Origin of the sequence: Caldalkalibacillus thermarum (assembly GCF_014644735.1) — a bacterium.
In the GTDB taxonomy this organism is placed as follows: Bacteria; Bacillota; Bacilli; order Caldalkalibacillales; family Caldalkalibacillaceae; genus Caldalkalibacillus; species Caldalkalibacillus thermarum.
The window spans coordinates 13,358-30,972 of sequence record NZ_BMKZ01000028.1; the positions used below are offsets into that span (position 1 = coordinate 13,358).

Genomic DNA, 17,615 nt, shown 5'->3' on the forward strand with positions numbered 1-17,615 from the left:
CAGAAGATCCGGGAAGGGGGTTTTGTGTTTGACAGAGGATAGTTCACTAGATGAATCAGGTAAACTACTTGAGCAGGTGTAACAGTTGGTAAGCCACCTGGTCAGAGACGGCTGACTGCCCGCCAAAGACAGTGAACGGCGGCAAGCCATGCTGTTTGAAATAGGCTTCTGTTTTGGGGGGCACTGTGCGGGAGACCAGCAGGATGCCCCGGTTTTGTTTGGCTGCCAGCACCGCACCGGTTAAGGCATCGGCATAATCCAATCCGGTGGCCACATAGAGCGGCTGGCCTGTGGCCTTAAAGTGTTTGAGCACGTCCAAATTCGTTTCAAAGCGGTTACTGCCGTAGAGGCGTTTAGCTTCAGGCAATAATCCCTCATCAATTGCTGCCGGGCCGCCAATCACATAAGTGTTCCCGGGCTGAAGCTGCTCCAACGCCTCTTGGGTTTCAAGAGGGATCTGATCCCTTGTGACCAGAAGAATCGGGTAGCCGTTTCGGCCGGCAAAAGGTGCGACTGAGATGGCATCAGGAAAATCCTGGCCATTGACAATAACGGCAGCAGACACGCCTTCCGGAGCCACATGGGCGGCAATCAAACGGGCAGTATCATACCGGTTATCACCGCCAATGCGTGTCACTTCACTGCCCGGATTGATCTTTTCGATCGCAGATTTCACGTCCTCGCTGATTGCCTTAGTTTTTCCAAGCAAAATCACCTGGGCTGGTTTGAGACGCTCCAGCTCCTGTCTGGTTTCTGGCGGCAGGTTGTTTGAGCCCGTGAGCAGAATCGGTGCGTTTAGCTTATGGGCGAGGGGAACGCCGGCCAGGGCATCGGCGTAATCATCCCCGCGGGCTATAATCACGGTATCCGCCTGTTTCCAGTTGGAGCTGATGGCAGCAGCTGTGCCGTACCGGTTGTCTCCCTTGATGCGTTCTACGTTAGCAGGTTTCAGTTCATACAATTGGCCCTTACTCAGTGTCCGCACGCGTTTGCCGGAGCTGTCCAGCAATTCGGCACCCTCCGGGGCTGTAATCAGCCAGCTGTTCCGGGCTGTACCGCCAAACAACCGGACATGGACGGTCTTCTCTGTATCAGAGTAGCGCTTGGAGAGTGTTGTTCCCGGATAATAGTGGGACAGGATCTGCTGATAGTTGGCTCCCAAATTGGACAGGCCCTGGGCTCCCCACTGGGACATCCCGGTCCGGTGACCGAAGCCTTTTCCGTTGACTGTTACTTGACTCTTGGTTGCATTCACTTTCAGATCAAACTGGGTGGAGCGGATGACCATGGTTCCAAAAGCAGAGCGGAACTGGTGGCCGGAGACATTTACCTTCCCTTTGGAACCGCTGATTTCAATCCAGTTGGCCCCGTTTCCCGGCGTGCGTTGTGTAATGCGAATGTTTTGGAACTGGCCGATCTGGGGCCATTGCTGCTCAATATCCCTTGCGTTCAGCGTCACTGTCCATTCATAGACATTGGCCGGAGGCCGGAAGCCGTTGGCTGTTCGTTGCCCGTAGGTTTCCGGGATCACATTATTGCCATTGTACAGATAGCGGTCAGGGCGGGCCTGCATGTAGGGATACTGGGTCCCCTGCCCTGTGCTGAAGGCATAGGCGGAGGCTTCAATCATGCCCCCGTTGGCTGAGCTGTACAAGGTGGCAGCCAGGTTCCCGGCGTACATCAGGGTGCGGCCGTCGGTGCTGCTCACCGCATTCTTTACACGGGGAGACCAGGTAGGATCATCATAGATGCCCCCGTAGACCTGGTGGGCCTGGGTGTCTAACAGTCTCCGGTCCGGTTTGCTGCCGAAGTCAAGGCGTTGAGCATAGGTGCGGGCGGCTACGGCCTGTGCTTTTAGCGCTTCTACGCCGAATGAAGCCGGCATTTCCCGCGGCACAACCCCTTGCAGATAGAGATCCAGGCGGACACGGTTGGTCAAGGAGATTTTTCCGCCGGATTCCTCGATTAAGATGTGACCGGCATATTTGCGCGTGGCGGAAGGTCCGCGAACTTCAATATGGCCGTCGTTCAAGGGACGCAAGGTCATTTTGCTGTCACTGATGTACACCGGGGCCGGGGCAGTGCCAGTGGAAGCGGGCGCATACTGGCTGACAGACAGGCTTGTCTCGCTTGTCTCTTCCCCGCCGCCAACCCAGGACAAACTTAACACCCTGGGATCTTCTGTCTCCTGGGGCAGCGCTGTAAAGGTCAGCTGCACAGTGCCTTGAACAGAGGCGCTTTCCGGTACAAGATGCAGGATCACCTGCTTGTTTGTGACTTGTTTTACCTCTGTCTTCCAGCCAGCCGGTGCCGTTACGGCGGGGCCGTTTTTGGGAAGCACCACTTCCAGTGCAGTAGCACCGGGTTTAACAGGCACGGTCAATGTTCCCTCCCGGGCAAGTAACTGCCACTCACCATTCTCTGCTGGCAGCATCTCTTTCGCAGCCTGGACATTGATGGAAGAAGGGGATGAAGCAGCTGTTGCCGGCGGCCATGCTGTGCCAGCCAGTGCAATGGCTAACAACAGGATCAGCCAGCGTTTCATTGGAAGGCGGAAAAAGCTCGACATCGGTTCTCCTCTCCTTTTTTTAACCATATGTAAATGTAATTGATAAAGATGAGACTATGAGACTATTTTTTGTTTTTTAAGGTCTTTAATAAGAAAGTATAATGGAAAATCTTCCATGTGTCTTTAACTAAAGGTGAAAATCATATAAAACATATGAAAAAATAGGGAGAAAGTCTCAATTTGAAAGAATTAAAGGGGAAAATTGGGCGGGCGAGAAGGAAAATTGAGAGATTTGTCGAATGAAATGGAAATAGGAGAGGAGCAATATATTTTTAAAAGGGCTATTCCACCTATCAATTGGTCACATTTTCCAACGAAAGGGAGGATGACAGGAGACAAACCAGTGGTTATAATAGAGGTGTGCAGAAAATTATGGTAAGCGTACCAAGGCAAAACCTGGCAATGTAAGTGTCAAAGGATGTCAGCTATTAAACCGAGTTTTCAGAAAAAAGCCCCTTATCCTCTTAACAATTTCCACATTCTGTGTTATACTTAGACTTGTCGCCTTGGTCTTCTGGGTAAGGAAGGTGCCCCAGTAGGGGTTTAATACACAAATGCAATTGGCCTATTAAAGCTTTTAAACCTTGCTTTTAACCCTTTACACTGCCAGTCAGGCATAGTATAATTCAATATGCATTCTTCAGCATGCTTGCTTGATCTGTCTGTTCTCGCTACATAATTTTAGGATCGGTTATAGGTGCCCCAACTAGGCACTTACTATAACATTCGTTACTTCTAAGCATTGTATGTATGGGTTGCAAGCCCTAAAATTTTAGGCACCTATGCATACTTAAGCCTAAATCTTAATATGCTTGTGAAGGGAGTGATTCATACATAGGAGATAAGGCTGAAACCATCATTTGCTTCACCCAAAGCTTCACTCAAATCACAACGTAATAAACTAAAACGTAATAAACTAACAGGAGGGACTATTCTGTGAGTAACTTACGCAAAAAGCTCTCTATTCTCTTGACGATTGCTTTGGTGTTTACACTGTTGACACCTGCATTGGCTTCAGCTGATTCCCACGCTGAAGAGGTTGTTAAGAGAATAGCTGGTGCTGATCGTTATGAAACATCTGCTGAAATCGCACTTGACGCTTACGGAAAAGCAGACACTGTCATCGTCGTTAATGGTGAAAATAAGTTTGGTTTTGCTGATGGTTTGACTGCCAGTGTGCTGGCGAGTGCATTGGATGCTCCAATCCTGCTCACTGCAGCTGACAAACTTCCTGGCTCAGTTGCTGATGCCATCGAAGAATTGGGTGCAACTACTGCTTATATCCTCGGTGGTACAACTGCCGTTTCTGAAGCAGTTGAGGACGATCTGGCTAAATTGGTAGACGATGTAGAGCGTCTTTCCGGTAGCAACCGTTTTGAAACTGCTGTAGAAATTGCCAAAGCAGCTGGTACTCAATCTGATGTAGCTTACATTGTAAACGGCTTTGCCAACGCTGACGCTATGGTTGCCGGTGCTGCCGCTTTCGCTTACGGTCAACCGATCCTGCTGGTTCAAAAAGATGAAGTGCCTGAAGTCACTGCTCAAGCATTGGCTGAACTCGGCATTAAAGAAGTTGTCATTGTCGGCGGAGAAGTTGTTGTAAGTGCTAAAGTTGTTGAAGCACTTAAAGCTGACTATGATGTATCCCGCGTTGCTGGCAACAACCGTTATGAAACCAGCGCTGCCTTTGCTGAAGCTGCCTTTGCTGAAGTAGAAGCTGTCGGTGTTGTGAACGGTTGGAGCCTGGCTGATGCTGTCGGTGCTTCCGTCTATGGCAACCCGATCCTTTACGCTAACGCCGATGGCAAAGGTCTGGACAAATCCGTAGAAGCATACATTGATGCACTGCTTGAAGAGAACCACAACCTGAAGATCCAAATCTTCGGCGGTACGCAAGTTGTTTCTGCTGACCTTGCTGCCAAACTGCAAGAAAAAGTAGAAGCAGCTATTCCTCAAGAACTGGCTGTTGTTTCTGTAAATGCTCTTAACGCTAGAGATATTGCAATTGAGTTTAATAAAGAAGTTGATAAGTTAACAGCAGAAAACAAAAGCAACTATGAAGTTAAAGTTAACAACGAAGTAGTCGTTGCTACTAATTATGAAGTTTCTGTTCATGAAACAAATGGCAAAGTTGTGAAGCTTGTATTAAATCAAAGTAATAGATTATCTAATGGAGATGTTGTAACGCTTACTGTCAAAAAAGAAGTTCTTGCTAAAGCCGACCTTAAAGGGATGACTGAAGATTACCAAGTAACTCTTCCGGTATTCAGTGACACCACACCTCCATCAATTACTGAAGTTGATGTTGACGGAAACGATGTTGTCATCAAATTCGATGACTATATTGCTAGTGTTGAGCATGTGAAACTTAATGGCGTAACTCATTCAACTGTAAGTGTTAATGAAAAGACTGTCAGGTTAACTAATGCAAACAATCCTACTCTTAAGAGTGGCACACACACAGTTCAGGTATATAAAGCAAAAGACTTGGTAGGAAACACAGCTGCATACTTGTCAGCATCATTTACTATTACAGAAGATACAACAATTCCTGCTTTGGTAAGCATCGAACCTAAATCCGAGAATCAGTTTACATTAAAATTTAATAAAACATTGGTTCAAAATCCAAAAGTTATTGTCAAAAAGAACGGGTATGATTTGAATGTTCTCAGCATCAACCAAAGCTTAACGGACAGCACCCTTTATACTGTAACAGTAGGAGATGCGCAAATTCCGCTCTACAATGATGGGGAAACCTCTGTCACCTTATCGGTAACTGTTACTAATATTAAAGATAGCAACAATAACTACGGCAGCCCAGTTACAAAGAGCATTGTTCTTTCCAAAGACACTACACCTCCTGCCGTAGTACAAAACCATAGCAGAATCGATGGAAACAATATTTTAATTCAGTTTAATGAAGAGATTAGAAATCCAAATGCCACTAAAATTATTGTTACCAATAAAGATGGGGTTAGACTGACTGGTTTTGGTTCAAGTATTGTAAGTGATCCAAGACATGGAGATAATACAGTACTTCAACTTGCATTTGCATCTCTTGCACCTGGTGAGTATACTATTAACCTGGGTGCTGGTGCAGTACAAGACTTGGCAGGCAACCAAAATGCTGCCACAACGCTCAAGCTAACTAAACAATCTGGAACAGTTGCAGATGTAACGGTAAATGTTAATGATACAACTAATAATGTAATTCACTTGCAGTATAGCGTAAATATGACCAACTCTGCTGTTTCAGCATCTAATTACAAGATTGATGGTGCAGCGTTGCCAGCAGGTACTATCTTGTACTTTGAAGATAACAAACAAAATGTGAAAATTGAATTACCCGAAGGTTCAATTGCAAAAACAGAAACATATCTGTTAACAATTTCTGAAAACGTCGTAGCTGAAAACGGAGCAAAAGTGAAAGATGAAGACAGAAACAAATTAATCACTCTTTATGACAATGTAAAACCTGAATTAATTTCTGCCAAAAAAGTTAACGAAACAACACTAGAACTAACTTTCAGTGAGGCTTTGGCACCTTTACCTGATGCACCTGCTAAAGAAGACTGGTTAAATGACTTTATTGTAAAAATCAACGGTGTAACTGTTAACGCAACAGATATTTCTCAACCGGTACCCAACAAGCTTGTATTAACCTTACCAACGTACAATGTCAATCAAACTGTAACAGTGACTGTAAAAGATTCTAACCTTGATGTTAAAGATCTTGCAGGAAATAAAATTAAACCTGGAACTACAGTAACTGCAACAAAATAATTTAGGAATAAAGGCTGCTGGATATCCAGCAGCCTTTTTTTGTGAAAGTTTCAGTGTCTAAACAGCGCCAAGGCGAGCAACAAGCTGTTCAACGGGGGAAAAATTTGGTAGACTATAGTGGGAACGATACAAACAGCAATTTGTCGGATATAAGGATGTAGGGTTAAAAAAGAAAAATAAGAAATAGAAAGGATAGGGGTATGAACAAGGGAATCAAGCTGACTGTACTGGTTGTTGTCTTGGTGGCCTTGCTGGTGGAGCCCTTCAATGCGGGGGCTTTTGACCTGGAGAGCAGGATCGCGGGCCAGAACCGTTATGAAACGAGTGCCATGATCGCCAGGGAAGTCTTTATGCAAAGTGACACTGTCATTATTGCCCGCGGCGATCTGAACAACGATTTTGCCGATGGCCTGACAGCGAGTGTTCTGGCCGGGGCCTTGGACAGCCCCATTTTGTTGACACACCGCAATGAGCTTCATCCTGCTGTGGCTAAAACCATTCAACAAATGGGAGCAAAACAGGCCTATATTTTGGGTGGAGAAGCGGCCGTTTCTCGCCGTGTGGAAGAGCAAGTGGCCAGCCTGGTCGGCCAGGTGAAGCGGATTGAAGGTCAAACCCGGTTTGACACAGCAGCCAATATACTGCGTGAAGCCGGGATCAAGGCTAAAGCCGCTTTGGTGGTCAATGGTTTTCAAAGCGCGGATGCCATGGTGGCCGGAGCAGTGGCCTTTAAACAACAGCTGCCTATTTTGCCTGTCCACAAGGATCAGATTCCGGATGTAACCAAACAAAGCATCAACCGTTTGGGACTTGAACGTGTATATCTGGTCGGAGGACAGGCAGTGATCAGTCCGGCCGTCAAACAGGAACTAACGAAGCTGGGTCTGGAAGTGCAGCGGGTGGCTGGGGAGAACCGCTTTGCCACCAGCGTGCAGGTGGCCAATCTGTTTTTTGAACGGCCAACCGGGCTGGTTGTGGTTAATGGGCACGCGCTGGCCGATGCCGTGGGGGCTGCTGTGTACGGTCAACCCATACTGTATACGCAAGTTGACAGCTTGCCTGAAGAAGTGAAGGAGTGGGTCAGCACACAGACCAGGCAGGGCCGTCTAGGCTGGAAGGTGGTTGTTGGCGGGGAACAGGTGGTTGACCAATCCGTCCGGGACACGTTGCGGCAGATGGCCGAGGAGGCTGCCGGAGGTGACGAGGGCTACTGGTTCAGAACAACGCAATTTTATCACAATACTGTAGAGCTTGCTGATTATAATTACAATAATACCATTTATGTCAGCTCTCATTTTGAACCTTATCCATTTCAGGGTGAATTGAGCTGGACGGAAAACCCCTACGACAGCCGCACCTGGCAGCTGTACCTGCACAGTTTGCATCATGTCAGCTATCTGCTGGACGGCTATGTGCTGACCGGTGAACATAAATATCTGGCTAAGGCGGAATGGTATATTCACAGCTGGCGGAAGCACAATGCTGATCCCCGGACGGCAGCAAGCACCATGGCTTGGCATAATCATGCTGCTGCCAACCGGCTGATTACCTTGACGTATTTCTGGCAACAATGGCGGCACAGTCCGCTGTATGATCCGGCTGTGGCTGAAATACTGGTAGAGTTAATGCACAGTCATGCTTCTTATCTGGCCGATGACCGCAATTACAGTCACTATAACCATGGCATTTTTCAAGATAAAGCTTTGCTGCAGTTTGTCACGCTCTTTCCCTGGACAGATCCGCACGATACCTGGCGGGATAAAGCGATCAGCCGTCTGACAGAGCGTTTAAAACAAGATTTGACGCGGGAAGGGGTACATAAGGAGCACAGTCCTAATTATCATTTGCTGTTTTATAACCAGTTTAAGGAGTTGGAGCGGTTTGTCCAATCCCACGGCTTGCCTCTGGTAGACCTGTCAGAACAACTGCGGCTGATGGAACGTTATCTGGCTTATATTGCCAAGCCTAACGGAGAGCTGCCCTTGCTGGGGGACACCCGGAGCATGGAGCTGGCCAGAAGAATGGATGCCGCTGAGGTTGATGAACAGTTGGCCTATGTGCTGACCAGAGGTGCCCAGGGACGTCAGCCACAGGCGCTGGATGTGGTTTATCCAGAAGGGGGTACGGCTGTTTTCCGCAACAGCTGGACGTTTGACAACCAGATCTATATGCTGTTAACTGCCGCTTTTCATTCCGTCATCCACAAACACGCCGACGATCTTTCCTTTGTGCTCAGTCATGGCTGGACAGATTATTTTGTCGATTCCGGGATGTACAACTTTGAAGAGGAGGATCCGTTCCGTCAGTACCTGCGCAGCGTGTTTGCCCATAACACCATCGCTGTGGGCGGAGAAAGCTATGCACTGACCAATGAGCAAGCGGGACGGTCGAAAATTACAGGTTACTACCTGGGTGAGACGTACAGTTATGTAACAGCTGAGCACCATTTATACCCCGCTGTCAATATAAAGCGCAGCATTATTCATTTGAAGCCCAACACCTTTTTTATCCTGGACAGGGTGAAAGGCTATAAAACCAGAGAAGTCAGCCAGCTGTTTCAGATCGGCCCCGAAGTGGAAATTGTGGACAAGAGCGAAGCCGGATTGCACTTGGCCAGCCGGGTGGATGATTCAGAGCTTTTCCTGCATCAGTTGCAGCCGGCAGAGCGCTTGGAGCATTATTACGGGCAAACGGACCCGGTTCGCGGCTGGCGCTCAACCGAACTGAATGAGCTTCAACCGAGCCATAGTGTCCACTTTGTGCAAACCGCCAGGGAAGCTGAATTTCAGACCCTGTTCTATATCAATGAGACCAATGTGGTTGATGTGGCTGTGGAAGGCGATGGCGTGCGTTTCATGCTGGACAATGGAGACACCTTGGAGGTGGACTTGAACAAGTAAAAAAAAACTGCCACCTGTTCTGTCTCAAAAGTGGCTGTGGGCATGGTTCACCTGCCGGTAGTCATAAAACTCTAAAAAAGATAGGGAGCCACAAGGGAAACCCTTGTGGCCCAGGGACTATTTTGTGAGTAAGAGAGCAGTAACTGCTCTCAGTTTCATTATAACCATCTGTTAATGAAAGTAAACAGTAATTCGACAAAATTCGACATGTAATTGTTGGTAAAATAGGTCTGGGATGCTATGCCTCCATAGGAGAGCATGGCAGGTTATTGTCCAGTTAAGCGAGTGGGCGGGCGTAGAAAAAGGGAAGTTTTTCTCTAAATGTTCAGGTGAAGAATGCCGATAAAGAAAAGAGAACGATTAAAACGATGTCAGCTTTTGGCGATGTTGAATATAAGCTCAAAATTATCAACGATTAATCTCTAAACTGATTGAAGTGGTCAGGAGGGTATGCAAACATGTCAAAGCGGCTGCATCAGTTCGTCCTGCTGTTATTGGTGTTCTGTTTGATTGGGTCACTGCTCATTCATCCGCTGTTTATTGCAGAGGCCAATTCGGTTGAGGTTCAGCGGATTCAGGGCACTGACCGGTTTGCCACTGCTGTTGAAATCTCTAAGTCGTGGAATCGTTCGGATACCGTCATCCTGGCCAGGGGTGATGTTTTTGCTGATGCTTTGGCTGGCACACCTTTGGCTTATTTGAATAATGCTCCCATTCTATTAACATGGCCAAATGAACTGCCTAAGATAACAGCTGATGAGATCAAGCGATTGAAAGCTAAAGAAGTGATTGTGCTTGGGGGAACGGGCGCCATTTCCCGGAATGTTGAGAACAAACTGGAAGAAGAGATGGAACTGACCGTTCGCCGGCTGGAGGGAGACAACCGTTATCAAACGGCATTAAAAATAGCGGAAGAGATGCGCGGTATACAAGGAGTGAACACTGAGACAGCCATTATTGCCTCTGGGGAGAATTTTCCAGATGCTTTGGCTATTGCGCCTTATGCAGCCCGACAGCGTATTCCTATCCTGTTAACGCAGCGGAATACACTCCCGGAGGAGACCCGGCACTATGTTCAGCAAGTGAACAAAACCATTGTTATCGGCGGGACGGCGGTGATCAGTGAGGACGTGCGCAAGCAGCTGCCGGGAGCTCAAAGGATCGCAGGAAGCAACCGTTATGAAACTTCGGTTAAGGTCATCGAAGAACTAAACATGCCCAAGCGGGAAGTGATGGTGGCCAGTGGGGTGTCATTTGCCGATGCTTTAACCGGTTCTGTGCTAGCCGCAAAGCGGAACATGCCTGTGCTGTTAACTGAGCCCAACCGGCTCAATGCGGCCACGCAATATTTTGTAAACAAATATGCCCCATCCTTGTATATCATCATTGGTGGACAAGCTGCCATCACCAACAGTGTTGTGCTGGCCCTGCAAGGTATAGAGCATGCAATTAAGATCTTTATTGATCCTGGACACGGGGGAAGAGACTCTGGAGCAGTGGGTAACGGATTAAGAGAGAAAGATTTGACCCTGGAAATTGCACTGATGGTCAGGGACATTTTGGTCAAAGAGTACAGTCAAGTAGAAGTGAAAATGAGCAGGGAAACGGACACGTTTATCAGTCTGAGTGACCGGGCAGCGATGGCCAACAACTGGGGAGCGGATTACTTCGTTTCGATTCACCATAATGCCGGAGGCGGCACGGGATTCGAGAGTTTTGTCCATAACCGGGCTACAAATCCTGTTACCCATGAAAAACGGGCCATTGTTCATGATCATATTGTCCAATCTCTGAGCAAATACAATGTGAGAGACAGAGGGAAGAAGGCAGCTAATTTTGCCGTGTTGCGGGAGACGAGAATGCCTGCTGTCTTGCTGGAACTTCTTTTTATTGATAATGCCAATGATGCCAAACTGTTAAAAGATCCCCAATTTAAAAAAGATCTGGCCCGTGCTGTGGCAGAAGGCATCGCCAAAGCATGGAATTTGCCCAAAAAATAAAATAGGCCATGAACAGTAAACAATAAGTAAAAATATGGGCCTAGATAAGCCTTGTCTCTGCGCGGAAAAAGAGGCAGGGCGCTATTTTTTTTTGGAAAGCTTGGGTCACTCAATCTATTGATTTTTCGCTATAATAGAATGGCAGATGTAAGAGAAAGACAGGTAATAGACATGGAACAGTGGGAAGGTGGAAGAAATGGGGGTAAGGGAAAAGAGTAACTGGCTCACTGGTTTGGCTTTGTTTTTGACACTGTTGTTGACTTTTTTGAGTGGTGACAGCGGTATAGCCGCTGAAAGCTTTGCCTATGCAGAAAATGCACACTCAAAAATTGAACAGGATGTCCTTGAAGCGCTTCATCACGGTCCATTTGTTGATGTCATTATCGAATTAAAGGAGCAGGCGGATACGCGAGAGGTTGTACACAGCTTGGAAAAGGCTTATGTTCAAACTCTGCCCATGCATGTGAAACAGCAGCTGCAAAAACAGGCGGTCGTCCGTGCTTTGCAGGAAACATCCACGGCAAGCCAGCAGAGGCTGATCAACCGTCTTGAGCGTTATCAGCGGGAAGGAAAAGTGGTTGACTACTATCCTTATTATATTATTAACGCTGTTTATGCCCGGGCCAGTAAAGAGGCGATTGCAGACCTGGCCCGCTTTCCCGAAGTGGCCCGCATCGCCCTTGATGAGAAGATTGAGCTTCAGTTGTCCTCACTAGACACTGTCTCTCCCCAGTCAGGCGGGCTGGAATGGAATCTCAAACGCATTCAGGTGCAACAGGTGTGGGATAAATTGGGTATCCGCGGTGAGGGGGTTGTGGTAGGGATCATCGATACCGGCGTGCATTGGCAACACGAAGCGTTGAAAACCAAATGGCGGGGATATAACCCCTCTCGGCCTGATCAACCAGATCCGAAAGGAAACTGGTTTGATGCTGTGTTAGGAAAGGATATGCCCTATGATCTGGCGGCAACTCCTCACGGCACTCATGTGTTGGGTATCGTAGTGGGTGAGGATCCCGCAGGGCAGTATCCGGTTGGGGTTGCTCCGGAGGCTAAGTGGATTGCTGCCCGGGCCTTTACCGAAGAGGGTGGGCAAACATCCTGGCTACTGAATGCTGGTGAGTTTATGCTGGCGCCCGATGGGAATCCGGCTTTAGCTCCGGATATTGTCGTCAACGCCTGGGGAGGTGCTCCACAAAAGAACGATTGGTTTAGAGGGGTTGTCAAGGCATGGCGGGATGCGGGCATTGTGCCTGTTTTTGCTGCTGGCAATTCTCCCCATGGAGCCAAGGCAGGGTCGATCAGCAACCCGGCGCATTATCCGGAAAGTTATGCGGTGGGTGCTGTGGATAAGCACAACCAACTGGCGTCTTTCTCCAACAGAGGGCCCAGCGTCTATGAGGATGCGGGAGTTAAACCGGAAATCGTTGCTCCGGGCGTAAAGATCATCTCCAGCGTTCCGGGCGGATATGCCCGTATGGACGGTACTTCAATGGCTGCTCCCCATGTGGCCGGTGTCGCTGCCTTGTTAAGGTCAGCTGATCCAAGTTTAACAGTAGACGAGATTGAAACCATCCTGAACATGACAGCCCTGCCGTTAACCGACGGGAACTATCCCTCATCCCCAAATCACGGTTATGGGCATGGGCTGGTGCAAGCCTATGCTGCCGTTCAACATGTGCTGAATGCCAAGGGGACAGCCGCTGTTGAAAGAATCCAGGGGACAGACCGCTATCAGACTTCAGTGGCTGTCAGTCAGTACGGCTGGGATTCCGCCGATGTGGTGCTCATTACAAGAGGGGATGACTTTGCTGATGCCCTGGCCAGTGTGCCTTTGGCCTACAAATATGATGCGCCTGTTCTCTTGACAAGGCGGAACGAACTTCCGGAAGCCGTGAAGGAAGAAATAATACGTTTGGGAGCTGAAACAGCCATCATCATTGGTCAGGAAGGGGCAGTCAGTCAAGCAGTACAGCGGGAGCTGGAAGAAATAGTACAAAGCGTGGAACGGATAGGTGGCAAAAACCGCTATGACACAGCCGCACAAATTGCCCGGGAACTGGCCAGTGATGCTTCCACAGCGGTGGTGGCCAATGGTAAGTCTTTTGCTGATGCCCTGTCTGTTGCTGCCTATGCGGCCAGAGAAGGCTTTCCTATCTTGCTTACGGATGCCACAAGACTGCCGGATGAGACGAAGACTGTCATAGATGAGCTTAATATTGCCTCCACCATTGTGATTGGCGGTAACCAAGTGATAAGTGAAGCAGTGTACAGGGAGCTTGGGTCCAGTCAGCGCCTTTCCGGTGCTAACCGCTATGAGACAAATGTTATGGTTAACCGCTATTTTAATCCAGGGAGGGATACTTTATTTGTGGCCACAGGACGCGACTTTCCGGACGCCCTGAGCGGAGCGGCACTAGCAGCCCGGCTGAACAGCGGGATGCTGTTGGTAGACCACGATCTTACGCAGGCGGCCAGGGATTATCTTAAAGAAAATTTGTTTACCCGCTTTATCATTCTGGGGGGAGAAGCAGCCGTAAGCAGGCTCATTGCTCGGGAACTTGAATATGGTATGAGTCCTTAGAGCGTTTCAATGAGCTTATGAATCGATCCCTGTTCCATCGGTTTGACGTATTGGTTGCAGTTTCCGATCAGGATATCCTGGTTGTTGCGCATGCATTCGAAAGCATAACAGAGCGCATTTTGATCTAATGTCCATGCTGCGGGCTTGCCGGTATGCTCATGAATATACTGTCTGACCAAGGCCAAAAATTGGCGCCCTGGCGGGTTATTTTTAATAAAGACATTGCCGGCCATCAGCCTTCTCCAGGGGCAAGCGATCACAACGCCTGCGGAAAAGGGGATGGCCACATCATATTGCTGCAGTTTCTGGAAATACGGGGCAGGATCAGAGAGAAGGATTATATCGGCATCCATAATGTACAGGTTAGTGTCGAATCTGTCCATGATCTGCTCCGCAATGAGATATCTTGAGCAAGCATAATATGTCTTCTGATCCTGGACGTGTTCAGGTACCCTTTCCATAGAAAAGCTTGGCTTTTTTACAGCGGATAAGGTTCCCCGGTAGCGATGGATCGAGTGAAACAGGGACTCAGTTTCTTGTATCACTTTTTCTGCTTGAGGTATATCTCCCACTAAGTGAAAATGAAACTGATACTGTTTTAAAACATTGACATAAAACATGAGCTGGCTGCCGTAACAGCGCATAAACTTCTCATCCAGCGAAATAAGGATGATCAAGTCATCGTGACCGCCGGCTGGAGGCTGGCCAACAAATGTCACCCTGTCTTTAGCCGCTTCCAGGTTGTTAGGTTTGTTGCTTTTTTTCAACCTATCGATCAGGATGATGACTTTACTAGCCCATGGCTGCCGGACTTGAAAATCGGAATAAGTATAGACACCCTGATCAAAATGAAGATACTTGAGATAATCGGGCTCAAACAGTGCGGCTTGGTGGAACGTCGCGGCAGCCTTCTTCCTGTTTCCCAGCAGGCTTTCCAGTTTGGCCTTGAGCACAGTGGCCAGCTGTAAAGATGAAGCGAAATCTTCACATTGTTTTATTAACTTTTTAATAGCATCAGCAACAGCTCGGTCTGTATTGATGGTTTCAAGCCAGTCGGCGTAGGAGTGGTGCTGAAGCTGCTGCCGTTCAAATAGTGCTTTCAGTTCCAGATAGATGCTGAAATAAAAAAATAGATTGCCTGAAAAGGAAGCGGTAAAGCCCTTCTTTTCCTTAACATATTGGACAATGGCCGGCACGTTTTGGGGGCTGAAACTGGGATCAGTCCAAAGTTTTCTTATAAATTTATATGCTGCTTTGCCCATCACTTTTAAACAAGCTTCAGCATCGTTTTCCCAGCGGGCAATAAATCCAGGCACTTCTTCCTGCTTCAAAGCGGCCCGGTCTAGAAGGACATGTTCAAATTCATGTTTTTCCTTTTCTGTTATCATCTCCATATAGGGCGTGACATCGACCCATTTTTCTTGTTTGACCTGATATTTATATTTAAATCTCCATTTATTAGTTTCTATTTTTTTGTCAGTTAAAACATAATCACCATCCGCTTTATGGATGATTTCAATCTTGTAAAATGCTTTGCTGTCAAAATCTTTAATCACAAGCCGTACCTGTTCGTCTGGTAAACCATGGTTTTTCCAAGGGTTAAATACCAATGCCATGCTTTCACCTCACATTTGTATCTGTCACAGACATAGACCGCTTTCATTTTATCAAATTCTGAATCATAAATGGAGGATCAGTATGATACCTAACCCTTTTTCAAAGAAGCAAACACTGAAAAGGAAGCTGAGAAACCGGCCGTACATTAAGGTATTTAGCTTGAGTAATATCGTAGAATTAAAAACAATTTGCGATCAGCTGTTAAATAATGAAATCTACGTAGATGACCAATTTCCAGTGGTCAAACTGGAAAAGGATCGGATTTGGACCAGTGATCCATTGCAGGATCGCAGATGGCAGTTCCGCCTCCATTCTTTCATTAGTGTAGAATTGTTGGTTAGCGGGTATGAACGGCTGGGAGAAAAACGTTACCTAAACAAAGCGGTAGAGCTGACTCAAGACTGGGCCAAACATCATTTTCCCCGGTCTGATTCACCTATGGCTTGGCATGATCACAGCACGGCTTTGCGGCTAATTGTCATCAGCAAGCTGTTTGAGCTATGGCGGCAAACAGAGTGGGATGACCGTTTCTTTGAGACGGTGTGCGATCTTGTGACCGAGCATGCGCGCAAGCTGTGTGATCCTGATTTTTATATGGACAACCATAATCACGGTTTGGATCAGGATATGGCTTTATATGTAGCCGCTGTTGTCTTTGAGTTTTTACCTGAAGCGGATCAGTGGCGTGAACTCGCCCTTAGACGCTTCTGGAAACAAATGGGTCATCTCTTTGCCGGCGATGGGAGTTACCGGGAACATTCACCCCAATATACCCTGATTTTTGTTGAGCGCTTGCTTAAATTCGCCTATTTTCTAAAAGACAGGGATGGTCCGCATTTTGAGCGTTTGATACATTGCATCAAACAACAAATGCGTTATCTGACCTATATCTTGCAGCCGGACGGGCAGCTTCCAGGACTTGGCGATACCGTGATGCAACCGGCTGAACGTACGTTGTACAATCCTCCTGAGAATGAATTTGCTGCCTTGCAATATGTGATCAGCAAGGGACAAGCAGGAAAGCCGCCCCAGGAGCTGGATGCCCTCTTTCCTGCAGGGGGGTACGCCGTCTTTAGGAACAAGTGGCCTTACGATCAGGATACCATGCAGGTGGTGTTCTACAGCAGTTTTCATTCCAGGGTGCACAAGCATTGTGATGATTTGGCGCTGACGGTCTTTGGACATGGGCAGCCCCTTTTGATCGACGGGGGGCAATACAAATACGATTATGACAGTGCGGAACGGAAGTACGTGGTCTCCACACGGGCGCACAACACTGTCACCGTTGATGGACAGAATACGGAAACGGTCCGCCTGAATATCGGCAAGTCGGGTCTGACCGATTATTATGCGGGGGAACCGTTTGCTTTTGCTGCCGGAGCCCACTGTTTGTATCCCGGTGTGGTTCACCGGCGCATGGTGCTCATGCTAAAGCCCTATGAAACCATTGTCTTAGACTGGTTGAAGGGATATAAGGAACATCACTTTGAACAGCATTTTACCTTTTATCCCAATCTGGACTGCAAGCTCTCGGACAAGGCGGTGTTGGCCGCCATGGACGGGAAGCAGGGCATATCCCTGCAGCCGCTGATGAACCAGGAAGAGGTGCAGGTTAAGCTGGCCAGGGGAGAAACAGACCCGCTCCGCGGCTGGTGTTCGGTGGAATACGGAAAACTGGAGCCTGCCTGGACCGCAGGGTATACATTAACAGGGAGAGAAGCAAGATTTGCCACTCATATTAACATCCAACCCGAGCGGCAAAAGTTAACAGATTTTCGCTGGGAGCAGGACCGAATCACAATCCGCTGGACAGACCGGGACAATCAGCAGCAGGAGGTTGTCATCATGGTGGGTCTCCGGCACATTTTCTTGGCCATGGATGGTCTAGTGCTGGATGTCCAGCATATTGACCAGCCCGCGCTATGGGCAGCGATGGAGGAAGCGGCCAGTTATGAGTATCGGGAAAAATACCGGGCCGAACGACAGCGGCGTTTGCGCTGGCAGGAGGAAGCAGAGAAGCTGAAAAGACAAGGGAACACTGGAGATTAGGCTGAAGTAAAAGCAGGGGAGTCAGCTTTCGCGGCTTCCCTCTTATGTAATCATTTGTGAACGTTCATAGCAAGGTCAAAGGGTGACGGACAGGCTGGGTTCCTTTTCGTCGA

Annotated in this window: 7 protein-coding genes; 5 read left to right on the forward strand and 2 right to left on the reverse strand. The window is 48.0% G+C overall.

What is annotated here, in order from left to right; genetic code table 11:
- Positions 1-64 precede the first annotated feature (64 nt).
- On the reverse strand, positions 65-2,569 hold the full coding sequence (locus tag IEW48_RS11260) for a cell wall-binding repeat-containing protein (protein ID WP_188623839.1): 2,505 nt from the start codon (positions 2,567-2,569) through the stop codon (positions 65-67).
- Positions 2,570-3,505: 936 nt separating this feature from the next.
- Here IEW48_RS11260 and IEW48_RS11265 point away from each other — a divergent pair.
- The 4 genes from IEW48_RS11265 (at position 3,506) to IEW48_RS11280 (ending at position 13,836) form a co-directional block, all read left to right on the forward strand.
- Positions 3,506-6,352: a cell wall-binding repeat-containing protein gene (locus IEW48_RS11265; RefSeq protein WP_188623840.1), complete on the forward strand. Its 2,847-nt coding sequence runs from the start codon at positions 3,506-3,508 to the stop codon at positions 6,350-6,352.
- Between the two features lie 200 nt (positions 6,353-6,552).
- On the forward strand, positions 6,553-9,252 hold the full coding sequence (locus IEW48_RS11270) for a cell wall-binding repeat-containing protein (protein WP_188623841.1): 2,700 nt from the start codon (positions 6,553-6,555) through the stop codon (positions 9,250-9,252).
- A gap of 458 nt (positions 9,253-9,710) precedes the next feature.
- A complete protein-coding gene (locus IEW48_RS11275) occupies positions 9,711-11,252 on the forward strand; it encodes an N-acetylmuramoyl-L-alanine amidase (RefSeq protein ID WP_188623842.1) in 1,542 nt (513 codons plus the stop codon).
- Between the two features lie 196 nt (positions 11,253-11,448).
- Positions 11,449-13,836, forward strand: a complete 2,388-nt coding sequence (locus tag IEW48_RS11280; RefSeq protein ID WP_188623843.1) for a cell wall-binding repeat-containing protein — start codon at positions 11,449-11,451, stop codon at positions 13,834-13,836.
- Here IEW48_RS11280 and IEW48_RS11285 read toward each other — a convergent pair.
- Entirely contained in the window at positions 13,833-15,452 is a 1,620-nt protein-coding gene (locus IEW48_RS11285; RefSeq protein ID WP_188623844.1) for a hypothetical protein, read from the reverse strand. The two genes, IEW48_RS11280 and IEW48_RS11285, sit on opposite strands and share 4 nt — an antisense overlap.
- Before the next feature lie 82 nt (positions 15,453-15,534).
- Between IEW48_RS11285 and IEW48_RS11290 the strand changes: the two genes are divergently transcribed.
- Positions 15,535-17,502, forward strand: a complete 1,968-nt coding sequence (locus tag IEW48_RS11290; protein WP_188623845.1) for a heparinase II/III family protein — start codon at positions 15,535-15,537, stop codon at positions 17,500-17,502.
- Positions 17,503-17,615: the final 113 nt, after the last annotated feature.